Below are 20,618 nucleotides of genomic sequence, written 5' to 3'. Positions count from 1 at the left end.
TCTTCTTGATTTATCCTTTTGGATCATCAGGAACTGTGCTGCACAGCTAAGCAGTCTTTATTGATACATCTTACGAGATGATCCGGATACGCCTCATCCAATATGGTAAGCTCAGGTCTCTTAAGCTTACACTGATCTGTGCAGTGTGAGCATCTGGTTGAGAAGAGGCAGCCTTCCGGAAGTTCATATAGCATAGGCACAGAACCCGGAATACTTTCGAGCTTGTCGGTATCGCTGTCCATCTTTGGAATGGCAGCCTCAAGACCTACAGTATAGGGATGTGAAGGCATGGAAAAGATATCTTTCTTATCTGCTATCTCAACCACCTGACCGGCATACATGACAGCCACTCTGTCAGACATCTGTGAAATGACTCCCATGTCATGACTTATGAATATGACAGTGGTCTTAAATTCTTTTCTGAGCTTTTTGATGAGGTAAAGGATCTGAGCCTGTACAGTTACATCAAGAGCAGTTGTAGGCTCATCACATATGAGGAGTCTTGGCTTAAGGCAAAGTGCCATGGCGATCATGATACGCTGTCTCATTCCGCCTGAAAGTCTTGAAGGGATGGCATCAAAGATCTTCTCCGGCATGGGGATACCTACAGAACGGATCATTTCGAGAGCCTGAGAAGAGGCTTCCTTACGTGATATCTTCTTGTGGGCAAGTATGGCCTCGGTGATCTGTTTTCCACAGGACATGAGAGGATTAAGACTTGTCATGGGTTCCTGAAATATCATGGAGATGGCATTGCCCCTTATCTCCTGAAGACGCTTCTTACCTGCGCTTACCAGATCCTCACTATCAAAGAGTATCTCTCCGCCGGTTATTTTTCCCGGCTTATCCACGAGCCCCATGATGGCAGATGCAAGCATGCTTTTTCCGCAGCCGCTTTCGCCTACAACTCCAAGTATCTCTCCCTCTTTAAGATTAAGATTGATATGGGAAAGGACCGGAAGTACTCCTCTCTCCGTAAAGAGATCTACATTCAGATCCCTGATTTCAAGTATGTTTTTTTCTGTATTCTCGGACATATTTACTTCTCTTCTTTTTGATTAATGTCAAAATATGTAATCCTGTCGCCACGGTTTTTTGAAAGACCCTGTCGAGGATGTAGATAGTTCTCACTTATGAAGCTTAGGATCCAAAGCATCCCTGAGGCCGTCTCCCAGCATATTGAAGGCCATAACGGAAGCTATGATGAAAAGTCCCGGAAAAAGGCTGTAGTAGGTGTTGGTCCTTATGTAGGTCTGGGCTGATGAGATCATGGCTCCCCAGCTTGCGGTAGGGCTCGGTACACCTAATCCCAGGAAGCTGAGGCTTGCTTCTGTAAGAATGGCAGAAGGTATGCCCAGAGTGTTTGTGATGATAAGCATGGGGATACAGTTAGGAAGCAGGTGCTTGAAGATGATGCGGGCACTGGAGCCTCCGTTAACTATACAGGCCTGAATGTATTCCTGCTGCTTAAGAGTCAGAACCTGACCTCGTATAAGTCTTGCTGTATTTGCCCAGCTTAAAAGACCAAGAGACAGATAAAGATTCATGAGCCCTGAACCAAGAGCATACATAAGTGCCATGGCAAAGAGCAGGAAGGGAATACTGCTGAAAACCTGAATGAGAAATGAGATAACATCATCGGTCTTCTTTCCGAAATATCCGGCGGAAACGCCCATAAGGTAGCCTATTACCGAGGCTATGAGCTGAGAAATGATACCTACCGAAAGGGAGATCCTGCATCCGTAGATGCATCTTGTGAAAATGTCCCGCCCGAATTCATCTGTGCCAAACAGGTGCCCCTTCACTCCCGGTGAAAGAAGACGCTCGGAAAGCACCTGCTTGTCAGGATCAAAGGAAGTTATAAACGGTGCCGCTATGGCAAGCAGTATAAGGAGTATCAGGATTCCGAGGGAGATCATGGCTACCTTGTTCTTTCTGAATATACGGAAGCTTTCGTAGTAGTAGCCGTGAGGTTTTTCCACCTTCACTATCTCTTTTCCGAAGGAATCCAGTTTAAGTGCTATGCTTTTTTTCATCGTAAACTCCAATCTTATTTATCACCGAGTCTTATATTCGGATTTACCACAGCGTAAAGTACATCAACTATGAAATAGATGAGAACGCAGACAGCGGCAACATATATCACACCGCCCTGAACGAGAGGTATGTCTCTTCTGTTTATGGCGTCGATAAGGAGCTTGCCGATTCCGGGAATATTGAAGACATTTTCAGTGATCATGGAACCGGTGAGAAGTGAACCTATATCAGCACCGATGATGGTGATGACAGGAATAAGAGCATTACGGAAGATATGTACCATGACGATACGAAAGGGATTAAGTCCCTTTGCGTAAGCAGTACGGATAAAGTCCTGCCCCATTACTTCCATCATGGATGCCCTGGTGACTCTTGAGATGGATGCTGCATATCTGGTTCCGAGAGCTATGGCTGGAAGCACATAGCCTATGGAAGTCTGTACGCCTGAAACCGGAAAGATCTTGAATCTGAGACCGATGTAAATCTGGAGAAGTATTGCTACCCAGAAGGATGGTGCCGAGATTCCGAGAACCGAAATGCTCATGAGGAATCTGTCAAGCCAGCTTCCGTGATTTACTGCTGCTATGATGCCCATGAAGAGTCCGATGATGAGAGCTATGATGTAAGCCATGGCCGCAAGATAGGAAGTATACTGAAATGCCTGAAGTATCAGGAACAAAACGGGCTTTTTCTGGAAATAACTGCTTCCGAAATCCCCCTTTACAAGATTGGTTATCCACTGGAGATACTGCTGCCAGAGGGGCAGGTCCAGCCCCATATTGTGTCTTACCTCTTTTATTTTGTTTGCGTCTGCGAACTCTCCCAGCATCATGGCCACCGGATCACCGGGCAGGACATTGAGAATAAGGAAAGTAATGAGTGAGATGGAAAAAATGATGGAAACGGCAAGCAGTGCACGTTTCAGCACATAGCGCCACATAGATATTCCTCCGGAAATAGTATTTAATCCACAAAAGATGCCGTTCGCAAATTACCCGAACGACATCCATTTGAGATATCAGAAACTTATATGTTATTTTCGACCTTTATCAGCTCTGAGCCTTTGCGGCTGCGTCTATATCCACATCGAAGAAATGATAGATGAGGTTTCCGACCTTATAGTTCTTTACATAAGGCTTTGCGATGAACTGGCTCTGCGGATAGTAAAGCGGGATACATGCATAGTCCTCAAGTGAAAGAAGTCTGTCAGCATCCTTGTAGAGCTCGGCGCGCTTTGTCTCGTCAGTCAGAACTCTTGCCTCATCAAGATCCTTGTCGAAGTCGGCATTGTTATAGTATACACCCTGAGCATCTGAGTTCTTTGAGTAGAAGTAGTTGTACATCTGGAAATCACCGTCAGGATAGAGAGCGTTCCATGTCATGCCTGTTACAGGGATCTTTCCTGCTGTTCTGTCTGAAGTCCATGTGGCATTATCCACAACATTGAGATTAAGGTTAATGCCTACCTCCTGAAGATAGCCCTGAAGTGCAGCGAAAACGGTCTGGTCTGTCTGACGCACCTCGGCATCGATGGTGATTCCGTCACCGTAACCTGCATCTGCAAGAAGCTTTTTAGCCTCCTCAGGATCGTAGGTGTAAACCGGAAGTGAGTCGTCATGTCCCGGGATGCTGTTGTTAAGGAAGCTTGTTGCAGGAACTCCTGCACCGTTAAGGATTGTGTCAACCAGCTCCTCACGGTTGATTGCAAGAGAGATTGCCTTTCTTACGTTGATATCCTTGATGTAATCAGCCTTTAAGTTAAGAGAGATAAAGGCGGTTCCCAGAGGATGGTAAGCAGTGATTTCGTCACCGTGGCTCTCCTGATACTGGCTTAAGAGTGAAGCATTGAGATCTGCAAGATCGATGTCTCCGTTCTCATAAGCGATAAGCTTTGTCTGATCGTCGTCGTAGTATATGAAATCGATCTCGTCGAGGTTCACTTCACCGCCATGGTAGTCTTCGTTCTTAACGAGAGTTACCTGTGTGGAATCGTCGTTTGACTCGATCTTGTATGGACCTGTTCCGATGAGGTCTGTTCCGAAGCCCCATTTGTCTCCTGCCGCGCGGCATGCCTCCTCAGGGAAGATGTCTGCATAGGATGTGGCGATGTTCTTTAAGAAAGGTGCAAATGCATAGTCCAGAGTGATGGTGAAATGATAATCGTCCTGAATCTCGAAACCGCTGAGCTCAGTTGCCTTTCCGTCCAGCATGTCCTGTGCGCCCTTGATCATCTTGAAGTAAGCTGTTGACTTTGCTCCGGTATCAGGTGTGAACATACGCTCAAAGGTGAACTTTACGTCAGAAGCCTTAAGCTCTGCACCGTTTGTAAAATGTACACCCTGCTTCAGTTCGAAGCTGTAAAGAAGACCATCCTCTGAGATAGTAGGAAAATCTGTAAGAAGAACAGGAACCTCCTCATTATCCTCTGTGAAACGAAGCATAGACTCTGTTATTTCATCGGCTATAGATGCGGCTCTTGATGAAGTTGAGATCTGCATGTCGAGACCGTCTCCTGCATTTGCCTGTCCGAACTTAAGAACCTTACGTTCCGAGCCGGTGTTATCATTTGCTGCAGCTTCTGTTGTTTCAGTTGACTCTGCTGCCTTTGAAGGTTCTCCTGAAGTTGTTGATGAATCAGGTACATTTCCTGTTGTTGGTGCGCTGCAGGCGCTGAGTGCTGTTGCTGAAACAGCAAGCGCGGATAATACAGCCAAGATTTGCTTTTTCATATTCTTCCTCCTACCCATGGGAAAGTCATCATGTCTGGTTGTTATTTTGTGAAAAACTGACTTCCCGGAATGACTGAGATTTGCTCAGGTGACATATTAATTTCATAGTAATATCTGGAAAAAATAATATGTCATGGAGATATAGTAGTCTTTCGTAAACCGGATTACAATTTGGAATAATTTAGTGTTGGATATAAGTTTGGTCTATAACTAATATTCAAATCACATAATCATAGTCTTTTCTGATGATCCTTCTAAGGAACAGTTCTGTTCTCGGATCCTTAGGCCTTGAAAAGATCTCCTTGGGAGTTCCCTTTTCCACTACTACTCCACCATCCATGAAGATGACCTCATTTGCCACGCTTTCAGCAAAGCTCATTTCATGGGTCACCACTATCATGGTGATGCCGGATTTTGCCAGATCCTTCATTACATTCAGTACCTCTCCCACAAGCTCAGGATCCAGGGCTGAAGTGGGCTCATCGAAAAGAACCACCTCAGGTTCCGGCGCTATGGCTCTCGCTATACCGACTCTCTGCTGCTGACCGCCGGAAAGCTGTGAAGGATAGTAATCCGCCCTGTCCTCGAGACCGACAAGTCTCAGTGCTTTCAATGCCTTCTCACGGGCTTCATCCTTACTGTAGTTGTGGGCGTAGATAAGTCCCTCTGTTATGTTCTCAAGAGCTGTTTTATTGGCAAAAAGATTGTAGTTCTGAAATACAAAACCCGTCTTTTTTCTGATGCGGTAAACATCCTTTTTTCCGGCCTTCACAAGTGAAGTATGAATGTCTCCGAAATCAATGGTTCCCTCATCCGCTCTTTCTAGAAAGTTGATGCTTCTGAGAAGAGTGGTCTTTCCTGAACCGCTGGGGCCCAGTATGACTATAATGTCTCCCTTGTTCACTGACAGGTCCACGCCTTTAAGTATTTCATTATCTCCAAACGACTTGTGCACGTTCTTTAATTCCAGCATAGCTAAATCTCCTTAATCCCTGAATCTTTAAGACTTTTACCCTTTTACCTTGTTTATACTGAGCCACCTTGATTTCCGTCACTCTGAAAGCAAGCTGTATGACAGTGCAGAGGATGATATACCAGACAAGCACTACGAGGTATGCCTCTATATAGTTGTAACCGAAAGCTGCCTGTTTCTTTGCCACTGCCATGATGTCCTGAACCGTCATCATATAAGCGAGAGATGTACTCTTTAGTACATTCACTGTGGTATTACAGATGTTCGGAAGTGCCGAGGTGAGACTTTGGGGGATGATGATCCTCCTCATTGCCTGCCATGGGGTGAGTCCCACGGCAAGAGCCGCTTCCATCTGACCGTGACCTATGGAAAGAAGTGATGCTCTGAAGACCTCACAAAGCACTGCGGTTGTATTCATAACAAATACTGCCAATGCATAGAAAATGGGGTTAATGTCGAAAATTTTTATATTAAGCTTCAGTACTATATTTAAAATATAGTTAAGGAGCGTTGGAAGCAGACTGTAGAAAAACAATATCTGAAGAACTATAGGTGTTCCTCTCACAAAGGAAACATAGAAATTGATAAAAAGATTCTTTTTGTGCCCTATCTTCTTTAGGGAAAGGGCAAAACCGAAGACCAGCGAAATGATCATGGTAAATAATGTGATCTCCAGTGTGACAGGTATAGCTTTCATGACGATGAAGAAAGTTTCCTTCATAAATTTCGTATTCAGTTCCACTTTTATCACCTCCCGAAAGCAAGATTTTTCTTACCTCTGCTTAGATTAAGTTCAGCCGTACCAAGAATCTTTTCCAAAACAACAGTCAGTGTCCAGTAAATCAATGCCAGAGCTATATAGGTTTCCAGTCCGTAGGACCCCTGATTCATACCTATGAGTAACTGTCCTTTACCCATCACATCGATCATTCCTATAGTGTAGGAAAGGGAGCCTTCTTTCATGAGCTTCACAAGAGCGTTTGTGAAGTTCGGAATGGCAACTATCAGTGCCTGGGGTGCAACGATTCTTCTGAAGGCCTGAAATTCAGTGAGCCCCGACGCCAGTGCAGCCTCTCTCTGACCCTTGTCAACAGCCTCGTAGGATGTACGAAATACCTCTGCCATTGTTGCGGAAAAGAGAATGGAAAAGGTGGTTATGACAAAGAACCATTTGCCTGAGTCGTTAATATTTATTCCTGAGGCCTTTAACAGTTCCGGTAATCCGTAATAGACGATGAACAAAAGTACTATGGGCGGGATACATCTGACTATATAGATATATGAATCCACCGCTGCTGCCAGTCTTTTTTTACCTGACAGCTTTCCCACAGCCAGAAGTAATCCAAGCACCCCTCCTATAAGGACCGTTCCTGCCATCGTAGCCAGTGTGACCGGTATAAACGGGACTATCTTCGTAAATGCCTCAATTATATATAATGGATGAAACGGTCTCATATATGTCTCTCCTATAAAAGTGTGGTGTTTATCAAATTGATAAACAGGGCTTTTGCCTTCAATATCTGATATACAGATTCAACTGTAAGTTTCCTTAAACTGCTATAGAGATCTTTCTTTCAGAATATTCTCTTGCAGCCTCTCTTACCCAGTTAAGGTGTTCGAAGTTAATATCTGAGGGAACTGTGCAGTCTGCGCCGAGAATAATGCCTACGGTTGCTGCATCATCAAGTATCCTTACAGTCTCTTTTTCTATCTCCTCTTTGCTTCCTCTGTAGAGGACACCGTTCTCGGTATTGTCAAATCCTCCGATGATGGCCTTTCCTCCGAAGATCTTCTTTCCTTCTGAAAGAGGAACACCTTCCACAACCGAAGCATAGTTTATGACCTTTGCAGGATAGTTTTCATAAACCGTAAGGTCATTTGTTGCCCCATGGTATCCGCAGATGTGAAGGATATTGTATTCGCTCACTGAATTTGCAGCCTCAAGGACTATAAGCTCACTTGGTGCTATGAACTTCAGATACTGCTCCTTCGTTATGCTGGAATCCTGTATATTCTGAAGGCTTAAGTATATTCCGTCTGCTCCACCTTCGCTGATAACAGCCTTTGCAAGCTTTGCTATATCAAGGGCTATCTTGTTAAGTGCATCTCTTACTATCTCAGGATTCTCATCAAGAAGCTTTCCGAAGGCTATACCGTTGAGATTAAGCTGCCACTTCAGGTATGTTGCCGGTGCGAAGACATTGTAAAAAGATGCTATCCTGCCATCGAAGGTTATCTGGAGGTTCTTAACGAGGTTTACCTGCTTGTCTATCCATTCAACGGGATTCACAGGCTGAATCTTGCGAAGATCTTCAACTTCGCTCACCTCATAAATAGTTTCGTTTGGATAAAGGAAGTATCCGTCGCTCATGATCTTAATGAAATCAGGCTCAAATTCCCTGAAGAATCTGTCGTGTCCCTTGAGGTTGGCTTCCAGCACCTCAGGTGAATCGACGCTGGTCTTGTCCGGAGCATAATGAAACCAGAAACCGACAGGCACCCTCTCTGTCACCTTATTGTCAAATGCATCAAATACAAGCTCTCTCTTACTCATAACTACTATCTCCTTCCATATGCTGTTAGTTTTTTTTAAAGCTGATCGCCCTTCTTGTAGCCATCCGGTACATACTTCAGGATATTCTCTCCGAAGTATTCGTTGGAAAGCTTTTCAAGAGTTCCGTCTGCTTTAAGCTTTTCGATTGCTTCATCATACTTATCTGCAAGCTCCTGATTGTTTCTGTTGAACAGCGGCCATGTGGGGATTCCCTCATAAGCAACATAACCGAGTTTGTCTGCAAGGTCGTGATATTCGCCGTTTTCATTGATGACATTGGCTTCAAAGCTTGTCTTGATATTGAAGTATGCATCATATCTTCCTTCGATTACCCACTGGTATGCATCGGAAACCTGGAACTGATCTGATGCCTCAAGAGCGATCTGACTGTCCGGATGACTGTTGTTGAAGTTCTCAACTATTGCGTACTGGGCATTTTGAGGTGCGATAGGAACCAGCTTTCCGCCTGCCTTTGCAAAGGCTTCCAGGTCTGTAAATTTATCTTTATCCTCTGCTCTGTATGCGATACCTATAACGCTTGCCCCGATATAATTCTCCGGGAAAACGTATGTCTCTGATCTTGCTGTTGTCCACCATACGCCCTTGGTTCCCACATCATATTTGCCTGATTCAACTCCTATAAGGAGATCATCATCTGTGGTGGGATTGTAGTGAAACTCATACTCCGGAAGAAGCTCATCCACTGCCTTAAGAACTGCAACCTCATATCCATCGGATTCTCCGCTTTCTGTCACGAAATCATAGGGTTTGTAGCTGCTGGTATGAGCTACCTCTATGACCTTGACTCCGGATTCCTCAGGCTTCTCTGTTTCTCCCGAAGCGGCTTCCGATGTTGCTGCCGCTGTCCCTGCTGTGGTGCCTGAAGGAACAGAGTTGTCAGAGCCTCCGCATGCGGCAAGAAGTGATACCGCAATACCTGTTGTTAATGTAACACCTGTCATTCTTTTCAATTTTCTCATAATCGTCCTCCCGTCCGCGCCGTCCTCCGGTAATTTCAAGGAGATGGAGTCCGGCGCATTTTTATTTTAAATTGAACACAAACACTAAGTTTAAAACTTTAATACGTTAATTCAAGAAAGCACTCCGGATAAAAGAAAAAGAACCTATCAAAAGATAAGTTCTCAGCCATCCGAAAAAATATATATCATGAGCATGTTCGTTGTACAACAAACAGTCCATCCATCATATCATCTGGGTGAGAACCGGGCTTATCGCAACACATACAACACATACACATTTCCATATCAAATCTAACTCTATACATCAGTTTTATCTCCTTTCTTCCAAGCTCCCTTGGATTTGTTGAATGTAATATAACCCTGCATCCCCGCCAAGTCAATGGATCTGACCGGTGGGGTTATTTATAGTTTGCGATAAGAATAGGTGAAGGCTCATTAAAGGATATTAGATACATTTGTCACTTGTTTTTGTTGAAAATGGGTGGAGATAGATTGAACATATCGCAAAAAATACCGCATTAGATAAAACTAATGCGGCAATGGATTAATATTCAGGCTACAGAAGCCTGCTTGTTTTCATCAACTGATTTAACTACATTTCCGTTGTAGATCTTATGATCGAGAAGTCCTTCGGTCTCTGCAACGAGAACAGTCGCTGTGGCAGCTCCTACAACATTGGTGGCTGTTCTCGCCATATCAACTATTGAAGATATAGGGGAAAAAAGTACGATGATTTCGATAGGCAGACCTGCGGCTGCAAAAAGAGCAGTTGCAGTGATAGTTGCTGTTCCCGGAACACCTACCGTACCTATAGATACAAGAAGTGTAAGTGCTATGAGCAGAACATACTGACCTGTTGTATAACTGATTCCCTGCTGATGGATGGTGAAAACGGCGAGAAGTACCGGCCAAATTCCTGCACATCCAGGCATACCGAGATTTGCACCGAGTCCTGTAGTGAAAGCCGCAACATCTCCATCGACACCTATTTCCTCTTTTAACTTACTTACAGTAACCGGAAGTGTTCCTACACTGCTCTGAGAAGTGAAGGCAACAACGCCGGCAGGTGCTATTTTCTTAAGGAATGTTATGGGATTCAGCTTTGCTACAGTTGCAATAAGAATGCTTTCGACACCGAAAAGCTGTAAAGCACAGAGTACATATGCAAGTGCAAGAACGCCGATAAGAGGTAAAAGGTCTTCAACTTTACTTCTTCCTACTGCTCTTGCGATAAGTGCAGTAACAGCATATGGAGTAAAAGATACGATATAAGAAACTGCTTTACCTAAAACAGCATTGGCAGCATCAACAAAGGTCTTAAATGTTTTTACGCTTTCATCTTTTCTTGCAGCTTTGTTATATGCGATTCCAATGATAATTCCGAATACAAGAATTGGAACTACAGAATTACTGCCCCACTGGTCGATTATATTCTTTGGGAAAAGTCCAACTAAGGTATCGACTACTGTAGGAACCTCTTTGGCTTCATAAGCTTCGATGGTGTAGTTAAATCCCTTTCCGATATTTAAAGCAAGTGCTGCTGTAAGTGTAAGTATACTTGCTGTAAATGTGTTTAAAAGAAGAAATAGAACTGACTTTAATCCAATCTTCTGCAGGCTTATTGACTTTCCAAGATTTGTGATACTTGAAATTACGCTGAACAAAAGAAGCGGTATAACAAATGCCTGAAGCACGTTTACATATACTGTTCCGATAGCTGCTACATACTTATAATTTTCTTTAAATATGAGCCCGAGTCCCACACCAAATAATGTGGCAACAATCGTTCGTATACCAAAGTCTATATGTTTCTTCTTTAAAAATGCCAATATGCCGAATAGTACAAGAGCTGCGACGAGTGCAGCTATTTCCAATGCTTTTATTTCCATTATCCAGTCCTCCCTATTGATTATGTTTTTGTCTTTTGAGGTATGTGTCAAATTTTACTGAACAAACATACTTCCGTAAAACACATTAGTCTTATAGGTGGATATAGATTGTTATTATCGCAAAAACTGCCGCATCAGATAAAACTAATGCGGCAGTGGATTAATATTCAGGCTGCAGAAGCCTGGTTATTCTTATGGCTTGCAGAATTATGAAGGATTAATTTATTAACGGATATAGGACTTCTTATCATTCAGAATATGCCTTGGGTCCAATGCCTCCTTAAGCTGGTTCATAAGGTCCACAGCATTACCATCTGTCTCATTGAAGAAATACTTTCTCTTGGATAAGCCGAGTCCGTGTTCTCCGGAAATAAGACCGCCCATTTTATGAACTTCACTGTATAGTTCCGTGAGTACCCTGTCGAGGACTTCTTCCCATTCCTTTTCATCACGATCACCGCGAACCACACAGAGATGTACGTTGCCGTCTCCTGCGTGACCGAAGCTTATCAGGCGGACACCGGTCTTCTCTTCCAGAGAATTAACATATTCAACAAAGTCGGCAGTACGGTCAATGGGAACAACTATATCCAGGGGCTCCTGCTCTGAGACAGCTTCTACAGCATTGACCAAAGCCCCTCGCACTGTCCAGATTTCACCGGATTTTTCTTTGTCGTTTAAGACTACAAAGTCGATGGCACCGGTCTCTTTTGCGATATCAGAAGCTTTTCTGACGGACGCATCTACAGCATCCCTGTTTCCATCAAAGGAAAGAAGAATGTATGAGCCGGCATCAGGTCTTGGGTAAGAAACACCGGAAAACTCTTCACCAAGTGCAACCACCTTCCTCTCCATAAATTCAACAGCAACCGGATTTAAGTCAGCCCGGAGAAGGGTAAGTACACTTTCTATTCCGGTTCTGAGATCAGGATATGGAATGATGACACTGACCTGAGTTTCAGGCTTTGCCACGAGACGAAGAACTGCCTTTGTAACTATAACGAGTGTTCCTTCCGATCCTATGAAGAGATTCTTGAGGGAAAGCCCTGTGGTATCTTTGACATTTTTACTGCCGACAGTGAGAACTCTTCCGTCTGCTGTGACAACTTCAAGAGCTCTTACGAAATCTCTGGTGACTCCGTATTTTACAGCCCGCATGCCTCCTGCATTTGTTGAGATATTCCCGCCTATTGATGACTCCTTTTCACCGGGATCCGGAGGATAGAACAGTCCCCGTTCCTCCACATAGCTCTGTACATCTTTCAGGAGAACTCCCGGCTGAACCGTTACCGACAGAGTATCCTCATCGAATTCTTCTATTCGGTTCATCCCGGAAACATCCAGAATTATCCCGCCATGATCAGGTACAGTTGAACCCACCAGGTTTGTTCCGGCGCCCCTCGGGGTGACGGGGATTCTGTTTTCATAGGCATATTTCATTATACCGCTGACTTCTTCGGTTGTTTTGGCAAGAACTACCGCAGTCGCATTTCCTTCTTTCCGCCCAAGCTTATCACTCAGATACACATTGGGTATATGGTCTGTTATTATTCTTTTTTCATCCTTGATGATCTTGCCCAAATCTTTTCTGTAATCGCTCACGACATATTCCTCTTAAGTTATTTCCCCAATGCATCATATATACGCTTTGATTCCGCGAGGTTTGTACGAATACCCTCGCAGCACTCATGGAACTTTACTTTTTCTTCCACTGACAGAGGAAGCTCGATGATCTCTTCTATACCGTTTCTTCCGATAACTGCCGGAACACCTGCAAAAAGTCCCGATTCCCCATACTGCCCTTCAAGGAGGCAGCTTGCGGGGACGATACTGTGCTTATCCTTGCTTACGATATCAACAAGTCTTGCGGCTGTCAGAGCGATGGCATATTCTGTGCAGAATTTACCGTTGTAGGTAGTCCAGCCCCCTTCCCGGGCACTCTTTTCCATTTCATCCTGATCAAAACGGAAGCGTTCATCATCAGCGGATTTCACAGAAAGAGGGATTCCGTTGAAATTGACGGTGCTCCAGGGAGCGATCTGCTCGTTTCCATGTTCACCTATCATATAAGCCGAGATACTTTTTGCATCTATTCCCGTCTGCTGCTGAAGTCTCAGCTTAAGTCTTGCGGTATCAAGTCCGGTTCCTGTTCCGAATACATGTCCCTTGGGAAGCTCCAGAAGATCGTTGAGCCATTTTGTAATGACATCACATGGATTTGAAATGTTTATGAGTATTCCCTTGAATCCGCTCTTTTTAAGCCTCTCTGCATAGGAGCTGATGGCTTTGATATTGAACTCCATCTCGGTAAGTCTCGTATGTGTACCTTTCAGACTCAGGATGTCACCTACTGAGTTGATGATAATGTCTCTGTCGGAAAGATCTTCTATCTCACCCACCTGAATTTTTACGGGATGTGGCAGAAACTCTGTGCAGTCCAGCACATCCTGTCGTTCAGACTGTGCTTTTCTGACATTGTCAGGAAGATCCACGAGAACAAAATCATCACCAAGTCCCTGCAGTGCAAGGGTGTAGAGCACATGTGCGCCCACATGTCCTATTCCGATGATGCCGATTTTCAATTTACTCATTTTTTTACCTCCTTGAATCATTATTTGTTCGAGCCTGCGGGTATATGGTTCACCATACTCATCAGGTATGTTTCATTGTCTGCAGGGACTCTGCGGATACATGTATATGACCATGATTTTTAATTAATTTTTGATTGCTCACTTCTTCATCTTCAAATGTATGTCCTGAAGTCTGTTGAGTGCGTCTTTCAGAGTCTCGTCCTTCTTCGCAAAGTGGAATCTGATAAGGTGATTTACAGGCTCTTGGAAGAAGCTTGAACCGGGAACAGCACCTACTCCTACCTTTTCTGCAAGGTCATAGCAGAACTGAAGATCACTTTCATAGCCCCATTCCGAAATATCCACCATTACATAGTAGGCACCCTGAGGACGCTGGAACCTGAGACCGGCCTCGGCAAGTCCGTCACAGAACAGCTCCCGCTTGTGGGTGTACTTTTCCTGAAGTTTATCATAGTAGTCCTGTGAGAATCTGAGTCCCGTGATCACAGCTTCCTGAAGAGGTGCTGCCGCCCCGACTGTCAGGAAATCATGAACCTTACGTATACGGTCAGTGATCTCGGGAGGTGCTATGGTATATCCAAGTCTCCATCCTGTGATGGAGTAGGTCTTTGACAGGGAACCTGTGACTATGGTCCTCTCTCTCATTCCCGGAAGGGATGCCATATATACCATCTTGTTCGGCGCGTAAATGATATGTTCATATACTTCATCGGTCACGACATAGGCATCGTAACGTCTGATGATATCCGCTATGGTCTGCATTTCCTCGAGAGTAAAGACTTTTCCTGAAGGGTTTGAAGGATTACATAGCACCAGTGCCTTTGCACCGTCCTTAAATGCCTGCTCCAGAACCTCAGGGTCGAAGTTGAACTCAGGAGGAACCAGGGGGATATAGATGGGCTCGGCGCCTGAAAGGATGGTGTCGGCACCGTAGTTCTCATAAAAAGGTGAGAATATAGCCACCTTATCTCCCGGGTTACAGATGGTCATCATGGCTGCCATCATGGCCTCTGTTCCGCCGCAGGTGATTACAACTTCTGTATTGGGATCGATGGGAATGCCCATATAATGTGATTCCTTCGCGGCCAGTGCTTCTCTTGTGTTCTGAGCTCCCCAGGTGATGGAATACTGGTGGAAGTCCTCATGGGAGACCTGCTCCAGTCGCTTAAGTATCTCTTTTGGAGGTTCAAAATCAGGAAAGCCCTGAGACAGATTAACTGCTCCGAACTTGTTGGAAACTCTGGTCATTCGACGGATGACCGAATCTGTGAAATTTGCGGTTCTGAGTGATAATGGTTTCATGATGATATGGTGCCTCCTGTATATCAATTCAAAAACCGCGGAAAGGCTTTTCTTTCCGCGGGGAATGAGCCGACTTTGTGCCGGGCTGAACTCTTATTTATAATCAGCGAGCAGGTCCTGATCCCAGCCCACGTTAATGAAATAACCACCGTAGGTCTCATCAAATACTTTCTTTGTTTCATCGGACTGGAATGCCTTAACTACAGCATCATATGCTGCTACAAGCTTAGGATCGCTGAGATCTTCTGTCTTTGCAGCGATAAGGTTCCAGTACTTCTCCTCATCAAGAACGCTGTCCTTATAAACCGCATCCTCGGTCTTCAGGCCGAAGTCAAGTGCGTAGTTACCGTTTACAACTGCTGCAGTAACATCCGGTAATGTTGAGGGGATGGTATTGGCAGCAAGCTCCTCGATAGTTATGTTCTTAGAATTCTCTTCGATGTCATCAAGGGTAGGGTTAAAGTTATCATTGTTCTTAAGTGTGATGACACCTGCTGCTGCAAGAACCTTAAGTGCACGTCCCTCATTTGTAAGATCGTTAGGAACAGCGATGGTATCTCCATCCTTTAACTCATCGATTGACTTGATCTTATCTGAGTAAACGTTGAGAGGGATGATGAAAGTGTTGCCGATGGCCTGAATCTTGTAGTCATACTGCTCTACTTCCTTCGCAAGATAGATCTGATGCTGGAAAGCATTGAGGTCGATCTCACCGTTTGCAAGAGCGTTGTTCGGTGTGACATAATCTGTGAACTGAACTATCTCAAGGTTGATTCCTTCATCCTTAAGTTTAGCCGCTGCAGGTGCCCAAAGCTCATCGTAAACAGAACCAACAACACCGATCTTAAGATCGATAGGATCCTTTGTGAAGTCGAAAGCGGTGTCTTCGGTCGCTGCAGTGGTTGCTGCTTCGCTTTCAGCTTCAGTTGTCTTTGCTGCCTCAGTTGCTGCTTCTGTCGCCGCCTCCTGAGCCTTTGTGGTCTCTGCTGTCTTTGCTGCAGGAGCCTCAGATGCTCCGCAGCCTGCCAGAACTGCTGATGCAATTAATGCTGCATAAATTGATTTTCTCATAATCTCTTCTCCTCTTTGATATATTATTTAGTGGACATAAGAATTTGCCTAATGTTCACTGAATACGCCTTCGTGTTTCTCCGTATATATTGCTTGTGCCATGCAAATCCCCATATTTCTCCCCGGGTTTTACAGGTACTTTATGGGGGCTGGTTTTATAAATGAGTAACAGTGAATACCTCAGTGAGTGTTCTTCTTTGCTATCCTGTCTCCTGTGATCTGAACTATGCTGACAGCTGCCACCAGAACTATGACTGTGGCCCAGGTTATGTCCTGCATGTTTCTGTCATGTCCGTATCGGATAGCGAAATCTCCGAGACCGCCTGCTCCTACGGCACCTGCCATGGCTGTAAGTCCCAAAAGACTTATGGCTGTAATGGTAGTTGCTCTTGCAAGGGGTCCTATGCTCTCTCTAAGATAAACTCTGGTGATGATCTCCCATGGACTGCAGCCCATGGATTCAGCCGCTTCTATAAGTCCTTCATCTGTCTGTGCCAATGCTGACTGCACCTGTCTTGTGAAGAAAGGAACAGATCCTAAAACCAGCGGAACGATGGCTCCGGGAACACCTATGGCAGTGCCCATGATGAGTCTCGTAAGAGGCATGACTGCTGTAAGAAGTATGATGAAAGGGATGGATCTGAACAGATTGGTTATCTTGTCAAGAAACTGAAAAAGCGGTCTGTTCTCAAGTACCCCTCCTGGCTTTGTGACTGTAAGGATGATTCCGAAGCTGAGTCCGAATACAAAGCCTACGCCTCCGGCCCAGATGACCATAATGAAGGTGTCATGGATAGACTTAATGAAATCCGGCCATTTGCTCATCAGGTTTGGAAATATATCAGTAAGGATTCCTTGCATCTTTGATCACCTCCACTCCGACGTTTTTGTTTCTCAGGTATTTTACAGCTTCATCTATACGGTCTGAGTCTCCATGAAGAATAACTACTGTTCCTCCTATAGGAGCTCCTCCGACTATCTCCACATCAGCAAGGATGATATTGATATCCAGAGAGAACTCCTTTGCAGTTGTTGATATCAGAGGCTCAGATACATCCTTCTGACGATAGGAAAGCTTTGCAAGTACTTCACCCTTCTCAGGGGTCACTCCCGGAACACCGTCAGCCACCATCTGTTCTATTTTTGAAAGATTTGAAGTGGTCCTGATGAAATTCTTTGTAAGAGAATGCTTCGGATCCGCAAAGACATCAAATACATCGCCAAGCTCAACAACAGCACCGTCTTCCATGACAGCAACTCTGTTGCAGATTTCCTTTATAACTTCCATCTCGTGGGTGATAACAACTATGGTGATTCCCAGCTCCCTGTTCAGTTTTTTCAAAAGCTGGAGTATGGAGCTTGTAGTCTGGGGATCAAGAGCGGAAGTAGCTTCATCGGAAAGCAGGATCTTCGGGTCATTTGCAAGAGCTCTTGCAATGGCAACTCGCTGCTTCTGACCGCCTGAAAGTTCAGAAGGATAAGCATTCTCCTTGTCCGAAAGGTCTACCAGAGAAAGAAGTTTTCTGACCTTCTTCTGTATCTCCTCCCCGGAAAGTCCGCTTCCCTTCAGCGGGAATGCAACATTACCAAAAACTGTTCTGGAAGGCATGAGATTGAAGTGCTGGAATATCATTCCTATCTTTTTACGTTCTTCCCTGAGATCCTTTGAGGATAAGGTCATTAGGTCTGTGCCGTCTATCTTTACACTTCCCGATGTGGGGCGTCCAAGTAAGTTTATACATCGTACCAGGGTCGACTTTCCGGCTCCGGAGAAACCGATGATTCCGAAGATTTCACCGTCTTCTATGGTAAGAGACACATTTCTCAGTGCATCCACCTGTTTGGCACCGGCCTGAAAGGTTTTTACTATATCTGTTAATTCAATCACATCATGCTCCTGTTTCATTAATACTTTCTGGCTGTTTGAAGCTTGATGAAATAGTATCATCCCTATTTGCCATAGTCTAATCGGCGTTCTTTATGTTTCGCTATAAGTAAAATCTATTGAACTAAGAATCTTTAAAAATAAAAAAAGTGCAGCTGACAGATTTTGATCTGAATCAGTTACACTTTTTAATCAAGCCTTAGTCTTCTCCTACGAGATGCACGGTCTCAGGCTCATGTCCCACAGCAGGAAGAAACTTTTCGAAGATGTCCTTTGTCTTTATCTTCATGCTGGAAGTACAAACGCAAGGGTGGCATCCGAGATATTCGCCCTTCTTTACATCCTCATCCACAAGAAGCTGTACGGTATGCTCCTTGTCATTCATGAGACCCATGACGCTTACGGCACCTGGTTCGATATCGAGATACTTCAGCATATCATCAGCATCCGCAAAGGAAAGGCGCGAAGAATTTATTTGACTGGAAAGTTCTTTGGTCTTGAATTTCTTGTCTCCCGGCATCATGAGAAGATAGAATTTTGTCTTCTGTCTGTTGCAGAGAAACAGATTCTTGCACATAAGGGTTTCCAGCACCTTGTCGATGGCCTCGCAGGCCTCCATGGTGTTGGCGACTTCGTGGTCCACACGCTTATACTCTATTCCGAGCTCATCCAGAAAGTCATATACCCGGACTTCTCTCGGAAGTCTTCCTTCCACTGATTCGGGTCTTCCGTCAAATATTTCCATGTTGATTCTACTCCTTGATTATGATTTTTAATACGGTAATATATCAAAGCTTATAATATGTGAAGGTTCCTTCTGCAAAGATCTCTCCGTTGTCATCCTTAACAAAAACCCTGAGTACTATGACTTTTCCTCCGTTCCTTATAAGCTCTGCCGAACCATAAAGATATCTTGTGGTCTTGCTGGTGAGAAAATGGAAATCACTGTCCAGAGTTGTTACATGATCTGCATATCTTCTGGCATTGGCACCCCCTGTTGAATCCGCAATGGTAAAAAGCATTCCACCATGAAGATGTCCGCTTCCATTCATATGATATGGCATGACCTCCACATTTGATGTTATGGAACCGTCCCTCAGATTCTCTTCAAATTCGATACCACAGCGTTCTACGAAACGACTGCGGTTATAGTAATCAATTATCTCATTTCCTGTCATGATTTTCCCTTTCTTTTTTCTGTTGCAGACCGGTTTTATCAGTGAAAACCTGGCTATATTTCTACAAAATACAGGTCATAATGTTTATAGACTGTATCAGAAAACAAATCCGAAGTCGAACTTGTCTCCTGCTGAAAGAGCACTGTCCTTTGCTTCGGTTACTTCAAAGTCTGCACCCTTCCATCCGTTTATCCGAATGATACCTTTGACATTTCCATCGTTTGATTCATATGAAAGCTCGCCGTTTCCTTTGTCGGTGAAAGTTCCTGAGGTCTCTCCGACTCTGTAAAGAGAGATAACTGCCTCATCCTCATTCTCCCAGCCCTTTCTCAAAACAAGAGAGCTGTATACATCACCGGTGCCCTGATTATCAACATATGTACCGTAAATGTCTCTCTCCGGCAAAGTGAAGGATTCACCAGTTATTTTAGCAAGCTCCGAAGCGAGAATATCACATCTGTTTCTTGTTATATTCTGAAGGAATGAATTCTCAAGCATAGGATAGATACTGCCGCTGTCCTCACGACGACCTATGTTTTCTATCATGACCTCTTCCTTCATGGCTATCCAGTTTCGCTCATCCCTGAGTACCCTTTCCTTGGTGGCAGCATCTGCTGAACTTGAGAATCGTTTCCAGAGGCTGTTTAGTTCTTCATCCCAAATCATATATGTGTAGCCTGATGCCATATTGAGCTCCAGCTGTGCTTCACCGATTTTAAAGAGATCCTCGTATTTTTCTGTGACCTTCTCAACTCGCGAAAGTTCATCCGTCAGTGATGATGAAGAAGCAGAAGCATCAGAGATATCCTTTTTGATGTCATCGGTGAAATCGTGGGAAAAGATCACATCCCTGTCCTTTGAAGACCATATATCCCCGGATTTTGAATCTTCTGAAGTTTCTTTTTTCTGTGAAGCATCTTCCGAAGTTGTCGAAGATTCATTTGTATCGGTGTTACCAGGAGCTGATGTCCCGGCTCCGCTTTCTTCTCCGGTGCCAATGCTTCCGGGCGCAGCTTCTGTGCTGCTGATTTTATCCTCTTCTCCCGAAAGCGTAATAGTCACTGTCTTTACTTCGGTTGATTCTGTCTGAGATGCTGCTTCCTCTGACTTTTTTCCACAACTGCCGAGGACTACAGTTCCGACTAACAGACTGCTTATAATGATATTACGTAATTTCATAAATCTCTCCATATTATTTACATGTTTTTCCTATATCGGTGAGAACACCAAAGTGATAGATACATCTATGACATTTATCATATGCTCATTACACCAAGGTCATAGTAGCACATGGGGTTTGACCGTGCTATATGAGTACCTGCATTGACTTTATAAATTTCGGAATTTGTAAGCTTTAAAAAAAGCTATAAAATATAAGCCGCAAACCACTTTAGATTTATAAATAATTTGAAATATATTTATAAAAGAA

19 protein-coding genes are annotated in these 20,618 nt (G+C 44.2%); all 19 read right to left on the bottom strand.

The window, feature by feature from the left end:
- Nucleotides 1-26: 26 nt before the first annotated feature.
- On the bottom strand, nucleotides 27-1,037 hold the full coding sequence (locus tag BXO88_RS13685; protein ID WP_078038291.1) for an ABC transporter ATP-binding protein: 1,011 nt from the start codon (nucleotides 1,035-1,037) through the stop codon (nucleotides 27-29).
- A gap of 90 nt (nucleotides 1,038-1,127) precedes the next feature.
- Entirely contained in the window at nucleotides 1,128-2,036 is a 909-nt protein-coding gene (locus tag BXO88_RS13680; protein WP_078038290.1) for an ABC transporter permease, read from the bottom strand.
- 14 nt (nucleotides 2,037-2,050) lie between these two features.
- Nucleotides 2,051-2,977 carry an ABC transporter permease gene (locus BXO88_RS13675; RefSeq protein WP_078038289.1) on the bottom strand — a complete coding sequence of 309 codons (927 nt, stop codon included), beginning with the start codon at nucleotides 2,975-2,977 and terminating at the stop codon, nucleotides 2,051-2,053.
- Nucleotides 2,978-3,086: 109 nt separating this feature from the next.
- Complete coding sequence (locus tag BXO88_RS13670) at nucleotides 3,087-4,766, bottom strand: ABC transporter substrate-binding protein (protein WP_078038288.1); 1,680 nt, start codon at nucleotides 4,764-4,766, stop codon at nucleotides 3,087-3,089.
- Between the two features lie 217 nt (nucleotides 4,767-4,983).
- Nucleotides 4,984-5,739, bottom strand: coding sequence for an amino acid ABC transporter ATP-binding protein (locus tag BXO88_RS13665; protein WP_044994356.1), 756 nt, complete (start codon nucleotides 5,737-5,739; stop codon nucleotides 4,984-4,986).
- On the bottom strand, nucleotides 5,699-6,481 hold the full coding sequence (locus BXO88_RS13660; protein WP_078038287.1) for an amino acid ABC transporter permease: 783 nt from the start codon (nucleotides 6,479-6,481) through the stop codon (nucleotides 5,699-5,701). Before BXO88_RS13660 ends, BXO88_RS13665 begins: the two co-directional genes overlap by 41 nt.
- Nucleotides 6,482-6,486: 5 nt before the next feature.
- Nucleotides 6,487-7,194, bottom strand: coding sequence for an amino acid ABC transporter permease (locus tag BXO88_RS13655; RefSeq protein ID WP_078038286.1), 708 nt, complete (start codon nucleotides 7,192-7,194; stop codon nucleotides 6,487-6,489).
- 94 nt (nucleotides 7,195-7,288) lie between these two features.
- The gene (locus BXO88_RS13650; RefSeq protein ID WP_078038285.1) at nucleotides 7,289-8,293 is read right to left on the bottom strand and encodes a uroporphyrinogen decarboxylase family protein; all 1,005 of its coding nucleotides are present in this window, start codon (nucleotides 8,291-8,293) and stop codon (nucleotides 7,289-7,291) included.
- A gap of 35 nt (nucleotides 8,294-8,328) precedes the next feature.
- Nucleotides 8,329-9,273, bottom strand: coding sequence for a transporter substrate-binding domain-containing protein (locus BXO88_RS13645; RefSeq protein ID WP_078038284.1), 945 nt, complete (start codon nucleotides 9,271-9,273; stop codon nucleotides 8,329-8,331).
- Between the two features lie 551 nt (nucleotides 9,274-9,824).
- Nucleotides 9,825-11,162 (bottom strand): dicarboxylate/amino acid:cation symporter, encoded by a 1,338-nt coding sequence (locus BXO88_RS13640; RefSeq protein WP_078038283.1) that lies wholly within the window; start codon nucleotides 11,160-11,162, stop codon nucleotides 9,825-9,827.
- A 225-nt stretch (nucleotides 11,163-11,387) separates the two neighbouring features.
- Complete coding sequence (locus BXO88_RS13635) at nucleotides 11,388-12,764, bottom strand: FAD-binding oxidoreductase (RefSeq protein WP_078038282.1); 1,377 nt, start codon at nucleotides 12,762-12,764, stop codon at nucleotides 11,388-11,390.
- A gap of 17 nt (nucleotides 12,765-12,781) precedes the next feature.
- A complete protein-coding gene (locus BXO88_RS13630) occupies nucleotides 12,782-13,753 on the bottom strand; it encodes a lactate/malate family dehydrogenase (RefSeq protein ID WP_078038281.1) in 972 nt (323 codons plus the stop codon).
- Nucleotides 13,754-13,891: 138 nt separating this feature from the next.
- Nucleotides 13,892-15,055: a pyridoxal phosphate-dependent aminotransferase gene (locus BXO88_RS13625; protein WP_078038280.1), complete on the bottom strand. Its 1,164-nt coding sequence runs from the start codon at nucleotides 15,053-15,055 to the stop codon at nucleotides 13,892-13,894.
- A gap of 93 nt (nucleotides 15,056-15,148) precedes the next feature.
- The gene (locus BXO88_RS13620) at nucleotides 15,149-16,126 is read right to left on the bottom strand and encodes a MetQ/NlpA family ABC transporter substrate-binding protein (RefSeq protein ID WP_078038279.1); all 978 of its coding nucleotides are present in this window, start codon (nucleotides 16,124-16,126) and stop codon (nucleotides 15,149-15,151) included.
- A 180-nt stretch (nucleotides 16,127-16,306) separates the two neighbouring features.
- Complete coding sequence (locus tag BXO88_RS13615; RefSeq protein WP_078038278.1) at nucleotides 16,307-16,987, bottom strand: methionine ABC transporter permease; 681 nt, start codon at nucleotides 16,985-16,987, stop codon at nucleotides 16,307-16,309.
- Complete coding sequence (locus BXO88_RS13610; RefSeq protein ID WP_078038300.1) at nucleotides 16,968-18,014, bottom strand: methionine ABC transporter ATP-binding protein; 1,047 nt, start codon at nucleotides 18,012-18,014, stop codon at nucleotides 16,968-16,970. Before BXO88_RS13610 ends, BXO88_RS13615 begins: the two co-directional genes overlap by 20 nt.
- A gap of 196 nt (nucleotides 18,015-18,210) precedes the next feature.
- Complete coding sequence (locus tag BXO88_RS13605) at nucleotides 18,211-18,756, bottom strand: prolyl-tRNA synthetase associated domain-containing protein (RefSeq protein WP_078038277.1); 546 nt, start codon at nucleotides 18,754-18,756, stop codon at nucleotides 18,211-18,213.
- 43 nt (nucleotides 18,757-18,799) lie between these two features.
- Nucleotides 18,800-19,189 (bottom strand): PaaI family thioesterase, encoded by a 390-nt coding sequence (locus tag BXO88_RS13600; protein WP_078038276.1) that lies wholly within the window; start codon nucleotides 19,187-19,189, stop codon nucleotides 18,800-18,802.
- 96 nt (nucleotides 19,190-19,285) lie between these two features.
- On the bottom strand, nucleotides 19,286-20,368 hold the full coding sequence (locus BXO88_RS13595; RefSeq protein WP_168171717.1) for a lysozyme inhibitor LprI family protein: 1,083 nt from the start codon (nucleotides 20,366-20,368) through the stop codon (nucleotides 19,286-19,288).
- Nucleotides 20,369-20,618 lie beyond the last annotated feature (250 nt).

Source organism: Oribacterium sp. C9 (assembly GCF_002007235.1).
Lineage (GTDB): Bacteria > Bacillota > Clostridia > Lachnospirales > Lachnospiraceae > Oribacterium.
The sequence above is the reverse complement of the archived record's forward strand: the minus strand, read 5'-3'. Positions and strand labels throughout refer to the sequence as shown.

Coding starts and splice junctions, on each gene's coding strand:
- BXO88_RS13655 (WP_078038286.1), bottom strand. CDS start 7,194: ATGAGACCGTTTCATCCATTATATATAATTGAGGCATTTACGAAGATA.
- BXO88_RS13595 (WP_168171717.1), bottom strand. CDS start 20,368: ATGAAATTACGTAATATCATTATAAGCAGTCTGTTAGTCGGAACTGTA.
- BXO88_RS13670 (WP_078038288.1), bottom strand. CDS start 4,766: ATGAAAAAGCAAATCTTGGCTGTATTATCCGCGCTTGCTGTTTCAGCA.
- BXO88_RS13615 (WP_078038278.1), bottom strand. CDS start 16,987: ATGCAAGGAATCCTTACTGATATATTTCCAAACCTGATGAGCAAATGG.
- BXO88_RS13675 (WP_078038289.1), bottom strand. CDS start 2,977: ATGTGGCGCTATGTGCTGAAACGTGCACTGCTTGCCGTTTCCATCATT.
- BXO88_RS13665 (WP_044994356.1), bottom strand. CDS start 5,739: ATGCTGGAATTAAAGAACGTGCACAAGTCGTTTGGAGATAATGAAATA.
- BXO88_RS13600 (WP_078038276.1), bottom strand. CDS start 19,189: ATGACAGGAAATGAGATAATTGATTACTATAACCGCAGTCGTTTCGTA.
- BXO88_RS13620 (WP_078038279.1), bottom strand. CDS start 16,126: ATGAGAAAATCAATTTATGCAGCATTAATTGCATCAGCAGTTCTGGCA.
- BXO88_RS13605 (WP_078038277.1), bottom strand. CDS start 18,756: ATGGAAATATTTGACGGAAGACCCGAATCAGTGGAAGGAAGACTTCCG.
- BXO88_RS13640 (WP_078038283.1), bottom strand. CDS start 11,162: ATGGAAATAAAAGCATTGGAAATAGCTGCACTCGTCGCAGCTCTTGTA.
- BXO88_RS13630 (WP_078038281.1), bottom strand. CDS start 13,753: ATGAGTAAATTGAAAATCGGCATCATCGGAATAGGACATGTGGGCGCA.
- BXO88_RS13625 (WP_078038280.1), bottom strand. CDS start 15,055: ATGAAACCATTATCACTCAGAACCGCAAATTTCACAGATTCGGTCATC.
- BXO88_RS13680 (WP_078038290.1), bottom strand. CDS start 2,036: ATGAAAAAAAGCATAGCACTTAAACTGGATTCCTTCGGAAAAGAGATA.
- BXO88_RS13650 (WP_078038285.1), bottom strand. CDS start 8,293: ATGAGTAAGAGAGAGCTTGTATTTGATGCATTTGACAATAAGGTGACA.
- BXO88_RS13685 (WP_078038291.1), bottom strand. CDS start 1,037: ATGTCCGAGAATACAGAAAAAAACATACTTGAAATCAGGGATCTGAAT.
- BXO88_RS13645 (WP_078038284.1), bottom strand. CDS start 9,273: ATGAGAAAATTGAAAAGAATGACAGGTGTTACATTAACAACAGGTATT.